The organism is Sphingobacterium sp. UBA5639 (genome assembly GCF_002421245.1).
In the GTDB taxonomy this organism is placed as follows: domain Bacteria; phylum Bacteroidota; class Bacteroidia; order Sphingobacteriales; family Sphingobacteriaceae; genus Sphingobacterium; species Sphingobacterium multivorum.
In genome coordinates, this window is sequence record NZ_DIJR01000029.1 from 265,808 (window position 1) to 280,834 (window position 15,027).

Below are 15,027 nucleotides of genomic sequence, written 5' to 3' on the forward strand. Positions count from 1 at the left end.
AGATCTTTTGAGCTGTTTGGTTTATCCATGGATAGGAAAAAAGAAATCATGAGGGTCCTGCATCAATTAAAACCTTCATGACTTCGCAAACACCAACAGCAATGAAAGCAAACTGAAGGTTCTTCCTGGCCAATAAGACCAGACAATTTCAGATAAAAAAAGGACCTATCAAATTGTTGACAGGTCCTTTTTTTACATGTAGATCGTGTTCTATTTCTTTTGATCAGCGTAACCAAATACCTTCTGCAGGATATTGGTATTTCTACTGCCGCCTATGTTGTGTCTAATTTTTGACTCCTGGTCGGCAACTTTGATAAATAGACCATCTATTGCTTTCTGCGTAACATATGCCGTAAGATTTGTCTCCACTTTATTGCCTAAAGGAAGGTTGTTGTAAGCTGTTGTCAATTGGGTCCAGTACTGGTCCACATTGTTTGTACCCATGGCAGATTTGATAACAGGACTAATCTTGTTTGTTAATTCGGTCGATGTATTTGTTTTAAAAAACGTTGTCGCGGCGTCTTCTTTGCTACCTAAAAGAATGTTGGTTGCATCTGTAATCGTCATCTTCGAAAGTGCATTGACAAATACTGGGGCAGCCTCTTTAACGGCTCCCTCCGCAGCTCTGTTCATGCTCTGTATAAACTGATCGCACAATTTCCCCATCCCAACAGCACGAAGCGTTTTTTCTACTTTCTGTGCTTCGGCAGGCATCAAAATCTTTACTGCTGCATCTCCCAAAAAACCATCCTTCTTGGCTAGAGATTCGATACTCAGATTTAAGCCGTTGCTTAAAGCCTGTTTGATTCCCAACGATGCATCCTTATTGGACAAAGATGCCAAGGTATTCGATTTTGATGCTATTGCGGTCGTATTTGTTGTTGTCGTTGTTTTGGTACTGTCGGTCTGGCCCTGATTTGCTTTTGCCAATGTCTCACTGATTTTCTTAAAAATCTGTGCTTCGCTTGCATTGGAATAAAGTAATCCGGAGACAAATAGTGTACAATATAATAGTGGAAATTTCATCATGTTTTTATTTTGCTGTCAAAATTAAACATATCGACTGTTAATTTATGTGAAAGTTAAAACCAATTGCCAGGAAACATAGCTATTGTCGGGAATCGTAGCAGATACGCTACAGCGTGCTGAGTCCCTATTCCTGATGCGGTGTAAATAAAAGCTGTCCCACAAAATAAAACAGCAGATCCTAAGCGAACCTGCTGTTTGTGTTATAGGGTTGTTGTTATTAACAAGACATTATTTCCAGGAGAGTGTCGTTGCTACTGGAAAGTGATCCGACGGAAATTTATTCATGTAGGTGTCGGTCAGGATACCATATTTTTTTACCTGGAAAGGTTTGGTGATAAAGATATGGTCTATGCGGCCTGTTGGTCTGATGCTTTTGCCCCATCCGTTGAAGGAAGAATTCGGTTCATATTTGAAAGGAGCCAATTCATGTACGTCGGTAACTACTTTGCTATTGGCAAGTGTAAAATAAGCCTCATCTTGTTCATCCACATTGAAGTCTCCGGTTAAAATGAGCGGTAGATCTTTGGCAAACTCTTTTGCTTTTGTCAGAATCAATATTGCACTTTCGGTACGTGCAGTACGACCGATATGGTCAAAATGTGTATTCATAAAGATAAAGCGTTTTTTGTTGGCCTTGTCTTCAAAGATACCCCAGGTACAGATTCGCGGTAGTGCTGCATCCCAGCCTTTATTCGGGTGTTCGGTATCTGAGGCTGAAAGCCAGAAAGTTCCACTCTTTATCGCTTTAAAGCGATTTGTATTGTAATAAATCGCCGAGTGCTCGCCCTCTTGTGCACCATCGCCGCGACCTACACCCACGTAATCAAATCCAGGAAGGAGCTTTTTGAGATCTTGAACCTGATCAAAAAAACCTTCTTGGATACCAAAGATATCAAAACCATGGTATTTGATCAGATTGGTAAGCGGGACTTTCCGGTCGTTCCACATGTTATCGACATCGACGGTATTTCTTTGGCGTATATTATAACTGCCTGCAATAAATTCCTGCCCATACGATAGGAAAGATAAACACAGTGCTATAACGAGAAAAAGACTTTTTTTCATTTATTTGAATTATTTATGCTATTTATGAGTGATCTTCATGTGTTTAAATGAACTCGTTTCACTCGGTTATTTGTTCATCATTTATTCTTTATATAAAGGCAATCATGCTGCCTCGGGCGACACGAGTGTTTAGTTTCATCGCTATAAATGTCCTTTGTTCACTCGGTTTGTCCTTATTTCTTTAATATGCGGAGCAACAACTCAGGTTCATCAGTGGTAATAAAATCAATTTTCTGATCGATTAGATTTGTCATTTCTTCTTCTGTGTTTACGGTCCATGCATTCACTTTCATACCAAGTTGATGCGCATCTTTCAGCCATGTCGCATTCTTTTTAAAGACGGAAAAGTGATAATCCACCCCATTAATCCCAGCAGCTTTTACATCTGAAGGAGATTTATCTCCTGTAAGATATTGGATATTAGCCTTAGGAGCCAATTCGTGGATCTTTTGACAAGCTTCAAAGCTGAAGGAAATGTAATCCGTAATTTTCTCAGCTTTTAAGCTTTTGACCATTTCAACCGTTTTTGTGGTCGCTTCAAGCGTACGCTCGACCCCAAGTTTATTGATTTTCAACTCAAGGATAAGGCGTAAACCCTTTAATTTTTTTCCAACATTAATATATTCTTCCAACGTGGGAATGGATTCACCGTTAGGATGTTTCTTTTCTAAGAGCTCTTTGTAGGTTGCCGTTGCGATATCAATGCCATAGAAATCATTGTCATGGTTGACCACAAGAATATTGTCTTTGGTCAAATGTACATCAAACTCGGATCCGAAGAGCTTGAGTTCGTGGGCCGCTGTTAAGGAAGCAATGGAATTTTGCGGAAGATGGCTGTTTTTCCATACGCCACGATGTGCAATGGCTTTCGTTTGTGCGAATAATGCGGAGGATGAGATTACCATAGCCAGTGTCAGACAGCTAAAAATATGTTTTTTCATGCTATAATTATGTATGAGTGTTTGTTTTCAACGGCATAATGTGCACGTTTCACTCGGTGATTTATTCCTATTCTACGTATTTATAATACCGATTACGATACTAGCAGTAAAAATCGACCTTGGTGACAGGATCGTTTCTTACAAATTTGTTTAAAAGCTGATTTTACATGGAACAAAAAAAGTGGTACTTTTTATCTCGATGTACAAGATCTAAAGTACCACTTTTATATTTAGGAATTGTTAAGTGTAATTTATTTTTTACCATTCCATTCAGCCATAAACTCATCCAGAAAGTTGAGCATATAGTCATGACGATGTGCTGCTATTTTTTTTGCAGCCTCTGTATTCATCTTATTCTTTAACAATAATAGCTTTTCGTAGAAGTGATTGATTGTAGGAGCTTCCGAATGTTTGTACGCTTCCTTATCCTTATATTCTTGAACAGGAATGTTCGGATTATACATCTCACGGCCTTTATTACCACCAAAGCTAAACGCACGGGCAATGCCTATTGCACCGATAGCATCCAAACGATCTGCATCTTGCACGATTTCCATCTCTTTTGAATGGAATGACACTTCCCCCAAACTTGCTTTGAAAGACATATTGAAGATGATTTTCTTCACATGGTCAATGATTTCAGGTGAAATTTCTAGACTTGCCAAAAACTCTCCGGCAACACGAGGGCCTATTGTTTCATCACCATCATGGAATTTACTGTCAGCGATGTCATGTAACAGTGCCGCCAATTCGCAGACCATAACATCCGCTTCTTCATCTTCTAAAATTAACTTCGTATTGTTCCATACGCGTTGAATATGCGACCAATCGTGGCCTGCTTCTGCAAATTTCAATCGATCTTGCACAAATGCTACTGTGCGCTCAATAATGTTATTCATACAATACTTTTGTTTTTTCGCGAGTACCCTCGTATAATTCGTATTCTAATAATCTACAATCTAATTTACCATTATAAAATTCTATGCGTCGGGACGCACGTAGCCCGATTTTCTTTGCCAGATCTGGATTTCCGGTAAATATATAGCCTCTATAACCTTTGCACTCCTGTTTCATGAAATCCCCCATACGCTTATAGGTAATCTCTAACTTGCTGTGCGTGCCCAGACGTTCACCGTATTCAGGATTGAATAAAATGACACCACCTTCTTTAGGAACGTGTGTTTCGGCAAAATCGCATACTTCAAACGAAATTAATTGCTCCACACCAGCAGTTCTTGCATTCATCTTTGAGACGTTGATTGCCTCCTCTGAAATATCGCTTGCAATAATTTGTGGAGCCGCTTTTTTATTGATCTGATCTTTGAGTAGTCGGCGCTCCTGGAAGAAAACTGTTTCATCATAACCGATGAAATGCATAAATGAATAGTTCATGCGCAGCAACCCTGGTTTTCTGTTTGTTGCTATCAGTGCCGCCTCAATGGCTAAAGTTCCGGATCCACACATCGGATTTACAAAAGGTGAATTACCATCCCATTTGGAAGCAATAATTGTTGAGGCTGCAAGAGCTTCCAGCATTGGCGCTTTTCCAGGGATCTTACGGTAACCATGTTTTGCCAGTGTCTCGCCTGAGGTATCGAGAAAAATTTCAGCACGGTCATCTTTCCAGTACAAGTGGACAACCGCTTTATTATTGTCCGGACCTGAATTAGGGCGCAGACCTTTTTTTTCCTTTATACGGTCCACAATTGCATCCTTAACCTTTACGTTTGCAAATAAAGGCGTGCTGATTGTCTCATTATCAACATTAGAGCTGACAGAGAAATATCCGTCAAATTGAATAAGTTCTTCCCAGGCAATTTTACTCAATTCTTCATAGAGCTCCGTCGGATTATTGGCTGTAAACTCCTTTAACGAATACAAAATCTGAGAGGCTGTGCGTAGGTTCAGATTAAGCTTGATCGTATCGTTTATACTGACCTTTAATTCTACGCCTGTAGGGAATGCCCTGACAATGTCAAAACCTAACTCTTTAACTTCCTGTTGCAAATAAGGTGATAAGCGCTTATTGCACGTTATAATAACTTTATTGGGGGTGTTGAAAACTTCCATCATATTTTGTACAAAGTTAATTAAACTCTTCCTCAAAAATTGCTTAATTTTACGCTTTAATATTTATTTTTTTGATTATGGAAATTAGAGGAAAAGTACACGAGATAGGAGCGACACAACAAGTGACAGAATCATTCAAAAAACGCGATATGATTGTAGCTTATGCCGAAAACCCACAATTTGTTGAGTATATCCGTTTTGAGGCAACACAAGACAGAACGTCAATTTTTGATAACCTTGCAATTGGTGAAGAGGTAGAAGTATCTTTTAATCTTCGTGGTCGTCCTTGGACTAATAAAGATGGCGTAACAACTTATTTCAATTCATTAGTAGCATGGCGTGTTACAAAATTAGGTAATGCTGCTCCAGCTCCATCTTCTCCAGGTTACGCAGATATGCCTGCCCCTGTAGATTTGGCGGGTTCATCAGATGATGACGATCTACCATTTTAATCTGAATAGGATTGTATAGCCTATCGCCACGCGGTAGCAAATAGATTATTTAAACTGTTCGCAATACAGTTATTTACGATAGAAAGGCTTCCTCAAGAAGCCTTTTTTCTTTGGAATCCAGTAGGCGTGCCTGATTTTTCTTGGCGCTGAAATTGCTTGCTATATGGTATCGTACATCAAAAACAACAGATATGAAATTAACCGTATTGTTCTCTTGCTTAGCAATGATTTCGCTAAGTGCATGTAATCAAACCTCAAAAGATAGTCAGCATACAACCGCAGATTCCACTGCACATGAGACTGTGGCGGTGGATACTGCCCATACATCTCAGAATTCGTTGGATTGGGCCGGTACCTATGAAGCTACTATTCCCTGTGCTGATTGTGAAGGTATCAAAACAAATATCACCTTAAAAAATGATAATACCTTTGCCATCGTCAGTGAATATATTAATAAAAATACCAAGGTCGAAGATAGTGGTAAAGTCATGTGGCACGACAACGGATCCGTTGTTCATCTCACAGGGAAGGAAACAAATATGAAACTGAAGGTGGGTGAAAACAAGCTGATTGGGCTAGATCAGGAAGGCCATGCGATTGAAGGCCCCAATGCGCATCTTTATGTATACAATAAGGTCGAAGGCGAGAAATTGTAAAACGAAGCTCCGATAACGGAATTAGCCACTGATGTATTTACCGTATGGAACTTTTCGTAATAAATAGGTCAGTAGGGCGCTAGCCAACAACGTGAGCACCGTTGCTGCCGGGATTTTCCACAAAGTGGATAAAGGAAGCAAAGGATGAATATAATTGAGCAGCAAAATATGGCAAAGGTAAATGCCAAAGCTGTGGATGTCGATAAATTCCCAGAAGGCGTTGAGTTGTTCTGGGAGCTTAAGGCCTTGCACGAAGACGAATAAAAAGCCTGCACTCAATGCGATGTTGGGGGAAAGATAGTTGTAAAGTGTCGGATCAAATTCACCTCGGGAGCTACTTAGATAATATGTCCCCGATGCTGTAATTAAACAGCAGATCAGAAAAAATGTAAAACTTGACAATTTTACCATTGGGATAGGGTAATTACGTAAGTAATGGCCCAAGACCAAATAGCCTGCATAACCCGAGAAAAAGGTCAGGTCAAAATTAGGTAGGTAACTATTGAACCATTTATTCGTAAAAAATAACGCTGCAAACCACAATCCCAAAAAGATCTCAAGCTCTCTCTTACTGCAGTTGCCCACAATTTTGCGTATGAAAGGAACTGCAAGGTAGAGCCCAAGTATCATATATAGGTACCAAAGGTGCGCATTCGTTCCTGACTTTAAGCGAATTAACACAATGTTGATAACTTGTGGAAAACCGATATAGTCAAAATCGATATAACGGACAAAATAATAGAAAAGATAGACGATGCTCCAAAAAAGAAAAGGCGGGACAATTTTCAATAAACGTTTCCGATAAAATTGTCCCGTACTTTCGTCTTTCTGCAACAGGAGGGCACCTGAAATAACGACAAACAGGGGTACCGCAAAGCGCGAGAAGCTATTGAGCCAATTGGCATAACTCCAGTCGAATGATTCAAATTCATTGCTGTTTAAGTAGCCCGAAGAGGAATGAATCAAGATAACGAGGAATATCGCAACAATACGTAGTATACTGATATAACTTGTTCGCGCCATTTGATTATGCTGTTTTTATTGAGTTTTATTGTCGTAGACTTTCAAATATAGCAAAGTCAGGAGTGCTCCAATGCTCGCCATGCCCACACCAACGAGGGAAGGTGTATTATAAGCTAAACCCCAGGTTATTGGGATTCCACCTAAAAATGCACCTAAGGTATTCCCGAGGTTAAAGGCTGCCTGACCACCTGCTGCGGCCAATGTTGCTGCTTCTTTTGAGGCGCGGATCAACATCAGTTGTGTCGGCGAACCAATAGTGAAGGACACCAGTCCTGTAATAAAGGCTAAAGGATAGGCTGTCCAGCCCAGTGGTGATATAAAGTAGACCATCACAAGGCATATCGCCATAGCGGAGAAACTCGCGATTGCCGCTTTGGTTGGGGAGATTGTATCAGCCAGTTTTCCGCCGATAAGATTTCCGAAAAACATACCAACACCGATCAGGATCATAATCAAGGGGACACGATCAGCAGCGATGCCCGACACATTGGTCACCAAAGGCGCGATGTAGCTGATCCAGGCGAAAAGTCCACCGGTGCCTATGGCAATAATAGCCATTAATAACCAGGCAATTTTTTTGTTGAAGAAGTTTAACTGACTAAAGATATTATTTCCTTTGGCGGCCTCAATTTTTGGCATCCATGCATAAATTGCTGCAAAAGTGATTAATCCCAATATACTGATAATACCATACGTTAAACGCCATGAATAATGATGGCCTAAATAGGTGCCGAGTGGTACTCCAGCCAAATTGGCAATAGTCATTCCGGTAAACATAATGGATATAGCCTGTGCTTCTTTTCCTTTCGGAGCCAGTCTTGCTGCCACGACAGACCCAACACCAAAAAATGCTCCATGGGGAAGTCCGGCCATAAAACGGGAGAGACTAATCAAAAACTGTCCCGGTGCAATACTGAAAAGGCCATTGAAGATAAAAAAGAGCAGCATTAAAAAGAGTAATACCTTCTTCGGAGGATATTTTCCTGTAAATAGCACTAATGTTGGGGCACCTACAACGACACCCAGTGCGTAGAGTGCAATCAGGTGAGCAGCGGTAGGGATTTCGATATGAAGATCTTTGGCAATGTCAGGCAGGATGCCCATCATCGTGAATTCGGTCATTCCGATGGCAAGTCCGCCAAATGCCAAAGCGATAATTCCTTTGTTCATTGTATTTTAAGGTTGAGGTTGTACGATAATGGTACGAAGATAGTAAATAGATTGTACTAAAAATTATTGATACCTTTTTTGAGGGACACAAGTAATATTTTTAGTCTTTCTTAAGATGATCTGACGTTGATCTAACCTGCTTTCCAGTACCACCGAATCTGCAGTATGATAAACGACTTTAAAGCGGGGGATATACTGACCGGAAAGATAGCAACCTGAAATCTTCTGTTTGCCATTCTCCTTGGTATAGATACCATCGACAATGATGGAGTCTCCGCGCAAAACATAAATACCTTTTGCATGTTCTGTCCAGGAGCCATTTTTGTAACAGCTATCTGGTATGGTTTGTACTTTATTGTTGACGTGCATGGTCGCGTAAACAGAGTCACAGGTAAACTTGAAGTCGGTCAAGGTGTATTGCATCATCTGCTGCTGTCCAGGAATGCTGTCTTGGACCCATTCTCCCTGTAAAAAGGGGGCACCTTCGCTCTGCATATCCGAATTGAATTTGCAGGCTGTAAAAAAGAAAAACATACCTATGGCAAGCGCCAATAGGTATGTTTTTGTTCGTATATTTTTTATTGAAATAAAAGTCACAGCTTATTTTAAACTTCCAACCATATCTTCTGGTTTTACCCAAGCATCGAAATCTTCAGGAGTCACATAACCTAAACGCACTGCTTCTTCTTTAAGCGTAGTGCCATTTTTATGCGCTGTCTGCGCGATTTCTGCCGATTTATAATAACCAATTTTTGTGTTTAGAGCGGTTACCAGCATCAATGAGTTGTCAACCAATTCTTTGATGCGTTTGTAGTTCGGCTCAATACCAGCTGCACAGTGCTCTTCAAATGAAACACAAGCATCCCCTAATAGGCGAGCAGATTGCAAGAAGTTTGCCGCCATCAATGGTTTGAACACGTTTAGTTCATAGTGACCTTGCGTTCCACCAATTGTAATAGCCACATCATTACCCATTACTTGTGCCGCAACCATTGTCAATGCTTCACATTGCGTTGGATTAACTTTACCTGGCATAATTGATGATCCTGGTTCGTTCTCCGGGATCAGGATTTCACCGATACCTGAACGTGGGCCAGAAGCCAACATACGGATATCGTTTGCAATTTTATTTAATGCTACAGCCAATTGCTTTAATGCACCGTGTGTTTCAACGATTGCGTCATGAGCTGCCAATGCCTCAAATTTGTTTTCAGCGGTTACGAAAGGTAGGCCTGTAAATTCGGCGATATATTTAGCAACGACAACGTCATACCCCTTTGGAGTATTTAATCCTGTCCCTACTGCAGTACCTCCCAATGCAAGTTCTGATAAATGCGAAAGTGTATTTCTTAAAGCTTTCAGACCATGGTTCAATTGTGCGACATAACCTGAAATCTCTTGACCTAAAGTCAACGGAGTAGCATCCATTAAGTGTGTACGGCCAATTTTTACGACATTTTTAAACTCTTCAGCTTTTTTAGCTAATGTGTCACGCAATTTTTCTACACCTGGAATTGTAACTTCTGCAACAGCTTTATACGCCGCGATATGCATTCCTGTAGGGAAAGTATCGTTAGATGATTGCGATTTATTTACATCATCATTTGCTTTTAACACAGGTTCGCCTTCACCGATCTTATGTCCAGCCAATACTTGTGCACGGTTTGCGACAACCTCATTTACATTCATATTGGATTGTGTACCTGAACCCGTTTGCCAGATAACCAATGGGAATTGGTCATCCAATTTGCCCGCTAAGATCTCATCACATACGGTAGCGATTGCATCACGTTTCTCTACAGGTAATACCCCCAACTCGTGGTTAGCATAAGCAGCTGCTTTTTTCAAATAAGCAAAGCCTGCGACGATTTCGTGTGGCATCGAAGCTGCCGGTCCGATTTTAAAGTTGTTGCGTGAACGCTCTGTCTGTGCACCCCAGTATTTGTCTGCAGGGACTTGAACTTCACCCATCGTGTCTTTTTCAATTCTGAATGACATAGTATGTAAGTATAAGTAAAACGTAAAAATTATAAGTATATGTGCGAAGCACCTAATACATCAATTACAAAGTTACAGGATAATACAGTAAAGAGCAAGGATTAAAGAATAAGGATTGAGAATAAAACCCAATAAGCAGATCTAAAAACCAAGACGTTTTGTTAAGGAATCATTCACATGGTGGAAAACTTGTTTCGGTTTTAATGCCCGCCAAGGTAGCTCATTCAATGCGCCACCGAAATTAATGTAATAATCTATATTCTGTTGCTGGAACTCTTCGATCACATGTTCACGGAAACCGACGCCAGCAATCCAGCCATCATCGATATCCTGAAACCATTCCTCATAGTAAGAGTCGTCTGAAGCATGAAAATTCAGTACATTCTCCCCGATTAGAATAAAATACTTGATGCCTTGACTGATCAATACATCGATAATTTCTCGCTTGAGCAACATAATATCATTGTAGATCGCATCATTCCATTCACCAATCAGCTCGATAATACAGTATTGTTTTTCATAGTCCACAAATAGTATTTTTAGATATAAGGTAAGCGAACCGAATTCGTCCCATTGTGGGTGCAAAAGAAAATTATAGATCTGCTTGTCAAAATCGAATTCGCTATAGATTGTACCATAAAATGGGGATTGTTCATCTTCAGCGGCAATGTAATAGTCCCGCCAGTTGTAATAAGGTTCGATTTCGTGCATAAAGTGGAATCTTTTTCAATTCAAACTAAGATAAATTTACGCGCATTTGCAAGTTAAATTAAAGACATCATCTTCATCTGTTGAAATTAAATGTTCGGTGCCCTTATCGGCTGTTCTGTTGTTATTTTTTAATTTTTTACAAAGACTTCTAGCCATGGAAGACGCTGTTTCCGCCTGAAAACAAGGAAGGGAACTTTTTATTTTTAATGTAAAAATATGGGTTCAGGTGCTCGTTTAACCGAATAAACTTGCTATTTTTGATGAAGTAATTAATTGTTGAATAGTTTGTCTCATCTTCGATAATTCATGAAGATTTCCCATGCAGAAAAGTATTAAACGAAATATTTTTGTAGCCGCTACATATGCTGCAGTATTGCTTCTTGGCTTGCTGTTGGGGCAAAATTATGCCGAGGAGCAGGGAAGCAACCAAAAAACAACCTTTTCGAGTCTACGCTCGAATGGCAACTCGGACAAATTACAATATCTCATTCAATTAATTGCTGAGAATTACGTTGATAATGTCAGTATAGATACCGTTCAAGACGAAGCCATTGAACATGTCGTATCCCGTTTAGATCCTTTCTCCACCTTTTTAAGGCCGAATCAAGTGCTTGCAAAGCAGGAAACGCTTGAAGGAACATTTGATGGTATCGGTGTGGAGTATTTCCGTCTGAAAGATACGCTACTTGTTGTTGGAATGGTTGCTGCTGGTCCCGCTGAAAAAGCAGGTATGCGTATCGGCGACCGCATTTTAAAGATCGGGAATAAGGATCTTGTCGGAAGAAAGGTAACCGAGTCCGAAATTGAAAGGTTAATCCGTGGAAAGAAAGGAACAGCTGTATTGATTGCTATTCAACGTAATGGAGTGGTAATGGCCAATCCAATAAAAGTCATTCGCGATCAGGTAAATGTTTCCAGCTTAGATGCATCCTATATGATCGCTCCGAAAACAGCTTATGTGAAAATTCGGAGATTTGGGCATAAGACAGCAGACGAATTCAGACAGTCGCTCATAGATTTACGGAAAAGTGGGGCGCAGGATCTTATTTTGGATCTGCGTAACAATGGTGGTGGATTTGTCCATACGGCGATTGATCTGGCGGGGCAATTTTTTAAAGAAAAAAGATTGTTGATGTATACCGAGGGTGCCAATGAGCTGCGCCAGGATTTCTATTCGGAGAAAGCTGGCGATTTTGGTGATGGCCGTGTCATTGTGCTAATCAATGAAAGTACGGCATCAGCAAGCGAAATCTTGAGCGGTGCTCTTCAGGATCTGGATCGGGCAACGATTGTCGGCCGCAGGTCCTATGGTAAAGGCTTAGTACAAGAACAATTTGACTTTTCGGATGGCTCTGCAATCAATCTGACTGTAGCTCGCTACTATACCCCTCTTGGAAGATGCATTCAGCGAAAATACACACGCGCCAATTTTGATGCTGCGAAATACATGACAGGCTTCGATTTATGGACGATGGACACTGAATTCAGCCAAAAAGAAATGTTTACCACCAGCAAAGGGAAACTTGTTTTTGGTGGTGGTGGTATTCTTCCGGATGTTACTATTCCGATTGACACCAACGAAACCAGTGCCAAATACCGCGAGATATTTCATTCCAATGCGATCGAAGAATTTGTTTATGATCGCTTCACGAAACATTTGCCCGCATATTCTATCGAGAATTTTATTAGCGGTTACCACTTACCGACAACAGAATTTGATCTATTTATTTCATATCTCAACAGTCAGAAGCGGATTTCGGTCACCGCCAAAGAAGCAAAAAACTTACATGATTTGATTCAATCCGATATCGAGGCCTTGGTCGGTCGCTATTATTTTGGTCGTGAAGCATATTACAAAATCAAAAACCGAAGGGATAAATTTATTGAAATAGGTCTTAAAACATTGGGTTATCAGATGCCTAAGGTTTAAGCCTAAGATCAGACCACACGGGGTAATGATCCGATAATTTCTGTTTGACAATCTGATAATTCATTACCTGAAATTTCGGACTGGCAAAAATATAGTCGATCTGAAAGATCGGAAGCAGGGCATGATGGGTTACTCCCCAGCCATTACCTTTCTCCTTAAATGCATTATACAGCCTGTCTCCAATTAGATTGACCGAGTAGCTCATTGGCGTATCGTTGAAATCACCTACGGCAATATAAGGATATTGACATTCATTCATGTGCTTCTTTAACGAATGCGCCTGTTCGCTGCGTAGCTCGAAGGCATTCTTAAGTTTGCGGCTCAATTTACGGGTCCTCGAATTATCCGATTCATTATTATTGGACAGGTTTTGGATAAATTCCTTGTCTTCATTTTGCAGCGCAAAAGAACGTAGATGTATATTGTAGATGCGGATCAGGGTGTCCTGTTTTTTGATATCAACATAACTAATCCGGTTGATTCCGTAATCGTTGTCTCTGATGGTTCCTGAATCATAGATCGGGAAACGCGAAAGAACAGCCATTCCATACGCCTCATAATCGTTTTTAGAGCTCGGTTCAAAGAAAAAATAGTCATATCCCAATTTATCTTTGAATTCCTCAGAGAAAACATGTTTTCCCTTAATCTTGCTAATATATTCCTGAAAGCAGATCACATCAGGAGAGATGCTGTCAATAATGCGGACAACGTCGGCTTTAAAGTTCTTTTTCTCATCGTTTACCTTCTTGAACAGATGAGCATTGAAAGTCATGATGCGAAGCGTACGTACCTCCGATGATACAGGGGCATTCTCTTTGCGAATATTCCAATGCTTAGTTAAAAAAGGCCATCCAATGAGGATTGTAACGAGTGAATAAAGTGCAATTTTTCGTTTGCGGAGTAGCCAGTAAAAGATAAATCCAATATTGATAAGGAGAATTGGAAGGTAGCCCAGGCCCATAAATGCAATTGGCCAAAAGGATTTGGGATTAATGAAGGTAGCCGAATAGCTCATAAGCAATGCAACGATCGCAAGCATATTTGCCAGGAACATTGTTTTACTTATAAAGCCCAGTTTTCTTCTTAAAAATGTCCTTTTATCCATCAACCTTGTCACCACTATTGCTTGCCCTAAAGAGCGTTTCTTTTTCATGGTTCGTTAGACTGTCGTAGCCAGAAACAGAAATTTTATCTAAGATAGCATCGATTTCGTCCTGATTGGGTAAGTCATAACGATGTTTCCGATTTGTCGGAATATTGTTACCTACAACGACTTTCATTTTTGCAGGCTTCTGTTGTTTTTTCTGAAAAATCGTAGACCAGTCCATTCCCGATTTTAGCGCATAAGTGAATCCCATTCCAAAAAGTATAACTGCAAAATACGAAATGGCAGCAGGTCGATTGGTCATCGTAAGGGTAAGGAATTCCAATCCAAAATAAATAATAGCCACTAATTTTAGCTTAACAGTACCAATAAGGAGAAAGCGTAATTCGTACTTGGGAACCAAAGTCACAATCGCGGCTAATACCGCTGCCAGGGGAGGAGAACCTCCCATAAGCTGTAAGTTACTTGGCATGGGAATAAGTGACCCAAAGCCCATATAGAGCACGCTGCCGAGCAGCCATGAGGCGATATAGACAAATAGAAATTGCCGTTTGTTTAAGAAGGTAAAGAAGATCTGACCGACCCAATAGAGCCAGAGACTATCAAAAAGTATGGTCCAGAGCTTGACGTAAACGAAATTCGATGTAACCAATGACCAGGGTTGTGCAATAAAGCTTGAGAAATTACTCGGTAAACTTAATAGACGCACCGTAGGTTCCAAAAAGCTTTGTGGTACAATTTTTAATTCGAAGAGCAGGTCTAAAAAATAAATGAGGACAAATAAACAGACCTGAATACTGATCACCAAAGGTACGGGCGAGCCAGTTTTATAGGTTTGTCTCCAAAAATCTTTTAAACCGATGTTATTCATTGCGCA

15 protein-coding genes are annotated in these 15,027 nt (G+C 40.4%); 3 read left to right on the forward strand and 12 right to left on the reverse strand.

Annotation, left to right across the window (positions count from 1 at the left end):
- Positions 1-210: 210 nt before the first annotated feature.
- The 5 genes from B4Z90_RS17995 to B4Z90_RS18015 form a co-directional block, all read right to left on the reverse strand.
- Positions 211-1,029, reverse strand: a complete 819-nt coding sequence (locus B4Z90_RS17995) for a DUF4197 domain-containing protein (RefSeq protein ID WP_201640048.1) — start codon at positions 1,027-1,029, stop codon at positions 211-213.
- 228 nt (positions 1,030-1,257) lie between these two features.
- Positions 1,258-2,094 (reverse strand): endonuclease/exonuclease/phosphatase family protein, encoded by an 837-nt coding sequence (locus B4Z90_RS18000; protein WP_286802880.1) that lies wholly within the window; start codon positions 2,092-2,094, stop codon positions 1,258-1,260.
- A gap of 173 nt (positions 2,095-2,267) precedes the next feature.
- Positions 2,268-3,035, reverse strand: coding sequence for a glycerophosphodiester phosphodiesterase (locus tag B4Z90_RS18005; RefSeq protein ID WP_070570274.1), 768 nt, complete (start codon positions 3,033-3,035; stop codon positions 2,268-2,270).
- Positions 3,036-3,286: 251 nt separating this feature from the next.
- Positions 3,287-3,934 (reverse strand): HD domain-containing protein, encoded by a 648-nt coding sequence (locus B4Z90_RS18010; protein ID WP_046673674.1) that lies wholly within the window; start codon positions 3,932-3,934, stop codon positions 3,287-3,289.
- Positions 3,927-5,105, reverse strand: a complete 1,179-nt coding sequence (locus B4Z90_RS18015; RefSeq protein ID WP_046673747.1) for a THUMP domain-containing class I SAM-dependent RNA methyltransferase — start codon at positions 5,103-5,105, stop codon at positions 3,927-3,929. The genes B4Z90_RS18010 and B4Z90_RS18015 overlap by 8 nt, the downstream gene beginning before the upstream one ends.
- Before the next feature lie 77 nt (positions 5,106-5,182).
- Here B4Z90_RS18015 and B4Z90_RS18020 point away from each other — a divergent pair, with 77 nt between their 5' ends.
- Both B4Z90_RS18020 and B4Z90_RS18025 read left to right on the forward strand, forming a co-directional pair.
- Entirely contained in the window at positions 5,183-5,557 is a 375-nt protein-coding gene (locus B4Z90_RS18020) for a DUF3127 domain-containing protein (RefSeq protein ID WP_070570272.1), read from the forward strand.
- Positions 5,558-5,748: 191 nt separating this feature from the next.
- Complete coding sequence (locus tag B4Z90_RS18025) at positions 5,749-6,213, forward strand: copper resistance protein NlpE (protein ID WP_115049384.1); 465 nt, start codon at positions 5,749-5,751, stop codon at positions 6,211-6,213.
- 21 nt (positions 6,214-6,234) lie between these two features.
- Here the strand turns inward: B4Z90_RS18025 and B4Z90_RS18030 are convergent, their stop codons facing one another.
- From B4Z90_RS18030 to B4Z90_RS18050, 5 genes are all read right to left on the reverse strand, one after another.
- Positions 6,235-7,236 carry an acyltransferase gene (locus B4Z90_RS18030; protein WP_070570270.1) on the reverse strand — a complete coding sequence of 334 codons (1,002 nt, stop codon included), beginning with the start codon at positions 7,234-7,236 and terminating at the stop codon, positions 6,235-6,237.
- A 15-nt stretch (positions 7,237-7,251) separates the two neighbouring features.
- Positions 7,252-8,406 (reverse strand): MFS transporter, encoded by a 1,155-nt coding sequence (locus tag B4Z90_RS18035; RefSeq protein ID WP_070570268.1) that lies wholly within the window; start codon positions 8,404-8,406, stop codon positions 7,252-7,254.
- A gap of 63 nt (positions 8,407-8,469) precedes the next feature.
- On the reverse strand, positions 8,470-9,003 hold the full coding sequence (locus B4Z90_RS18040) for a fumarate hydratase (RefSeq protein WP_070570266.1): 534 nt from the start codon (positions 9,001-9,003) through the stop codon (positions 8,470-8,472).
- Between the two features lie 3 nt (positions 9,004-9,006).
- Complete coding sequence (gene fumC, locus B4Z90_RS18045) at positions 9,007-10,404, reverse strand: class II fumarate hydratase (RefSeq protein ID WP_070570264.1); 1,398 nt, start codon at positions 10,402-10,404, stop codon at positions 9,007-9,009.
- 141 nt (positions 10,405-10,545) lie between these two features.
- Positions 10,546-11,115, reverse strand: coding sequence for a hypothetical protein (locus B4Z90_RS18050; protein ID WP_046673680.1), 570 nt, complete (start codon positions 11,113-11,115; stop codon positions 10,546-10,548).
- 319 nt (positions 11,116-11,434) lie between these two features.
- Between B4Z90_RS18050 and B4Z90_RS18055 the strand changes: the two genes are divergently transcribed.
- Positions 11,435-13,045 carry a S41 family peptidase gene (locus B4Z90_RS18055; RefSeq protein WP_112375010.1) on the forward strand — a complete coding sequence of 537 codons (1,611 nt, stop codon included), beginning with the start codon at positions 11,435-11,437 and terminating at the stop codon, positions 13,043-13,045.
- Here the strand turns inward: B4Z90_RS18055 and B4Z90_RS18060 are convergent.
- Positions 13,035-14,198, reverse strand: a complete 1,164-nt coding sequence (locus B4Z90_RS18060; protein WP_286802883.1) for an endonuclease/exonuclease/phosphatase family protein — start codon at positions 14,196-14,198, stop codon at positions 13,035-13,037. The genes B4Z90_RS18055 and B4Z90_RS18060 overlap by 11 nt on opposite strands.
- Positions 14,143-15,021: a rhomboid family intramembrane serine protease gene (locus B4Z90_RS18065; RefSeq protein WP_286802885.1), complete on the reverse strand. Its 879-nt coding sequence runs from the start codon at positions 15,019-15,021 to the stop codon at positions 14,143-14,145. Before B4Z90_RS18065 ends, B4Z90_RS18060 begins: the two co-directional genes overlap by 56 nt.
- Positions 15,022-15,027 lie beyond the last annotated feature (6 nt).

What these genes read in the sequence shown, in the direction of transcription:
- B4Z90_RS17995 (WP_201640048.1), bottom strand. Translation starts at nt 1,029, where the DNA reads ATGATGAAATTTCCACTATTATATTGTACACTATTTGTCTCCGGATTA.
- B4Z90_RS18000 (WP_286802880.1), bottom strand. Translation starts at nt 2,094, where the DNA reads ATGAAAAAAAGTCTTTTTCTCGTTATAGCACTGTGTTTATCTTTCCTA.
- B4Z90_RS18005 (WP_070570274.1), bottom strand. Translation starts at nt 3,035, where the DNA reads ATGAAAAAACATATTTTTAGCTGTCTGACACTGGCTATGGTAATCTCA.
- B4Z90_RS18010 (WP_046673674.1), bottom strand. Translation starts at nt 3,934, where the DNA reads ATGAATAACATTATTGAGCGCACAGTAGCATTTGTGCAAGATCGATTG.
- B4Z90_RS18015 (WP_046673747.1), bottom strand. Translation starts at nt 5,105, where the DNA reads ATGGAAGTTTTCAACACCCCCAATAAAGTTATTATAACGTGCAATAAG.
- B4Z90_RS18020 (WP_070570272.1), top strand. Translation starts at nt 5,183, where the DNA reads ATGGAAATTAGAGGAAAAGTACACGAGATAGGAGCGACACAACAAGTG.
- B4Z90_RS18025 (WP_115049384.1), top strand. Translation starts at nt 5,749, where the DNA reads ATGAAATTAACCGTATTGTTCTCTTGCTTAGCAATGATTTCGCTAAGT.
- B4Z90_RS18030 (WP_070570270.1), bottom strand. Translation starts at nt 7,236, where the DNA reads ATGGCGCGAACAAGTTATATCAGTATACTACGTATTGTTGCGATATTC.
- B4Z90_RS18035 (WP_070570268.1), bottom strand. Translation starts at nt 8,406, where the DNA reads ATGAACAAAGGAATTATCGCTTTGGCATTTGGCGGACTTGCCATCGGA.
- fumC (WP_070570264.1), bottom strand. Translation starts at nt 10,404, where the DNA reads ATGTCATTCAGAATTGAAAAAGACACGATGGGTGAAGTTCAAGTCCCT.
- B4Z90_RS18050 (WP_046673680.1), bottom strand. Translation starts at nt 11,115, where the DNA reads ATGCACGAAATCGAACCTTATTACAACTGGCGGGACTATTACATTGCC.
- B4Z90_RS18055 (WP_112375010.1), top strand. Translation starts at nt 11,435, where the DNA reads ATGCAGAAAAGTATTAAACGAAATATTTTTGTAGCCGCTACATATGCT.
- B4Z90_RS18060 (WP_286802883.1), bottom strand. Translation starts at nt 14,198, where the DNA reads ATGAAAAAGAAACGCTCTTTAGGGCAAGCAATAGTGGTGACAAGGTTG.
- B4Z90_RS18065 (WP_286802885.1), bottom strand. Translation starts at nt 15,021, where the DNA reads ATGAATAACATCGGTTTAAAAGATTTTTGGAGACAAACCTATAAAACT.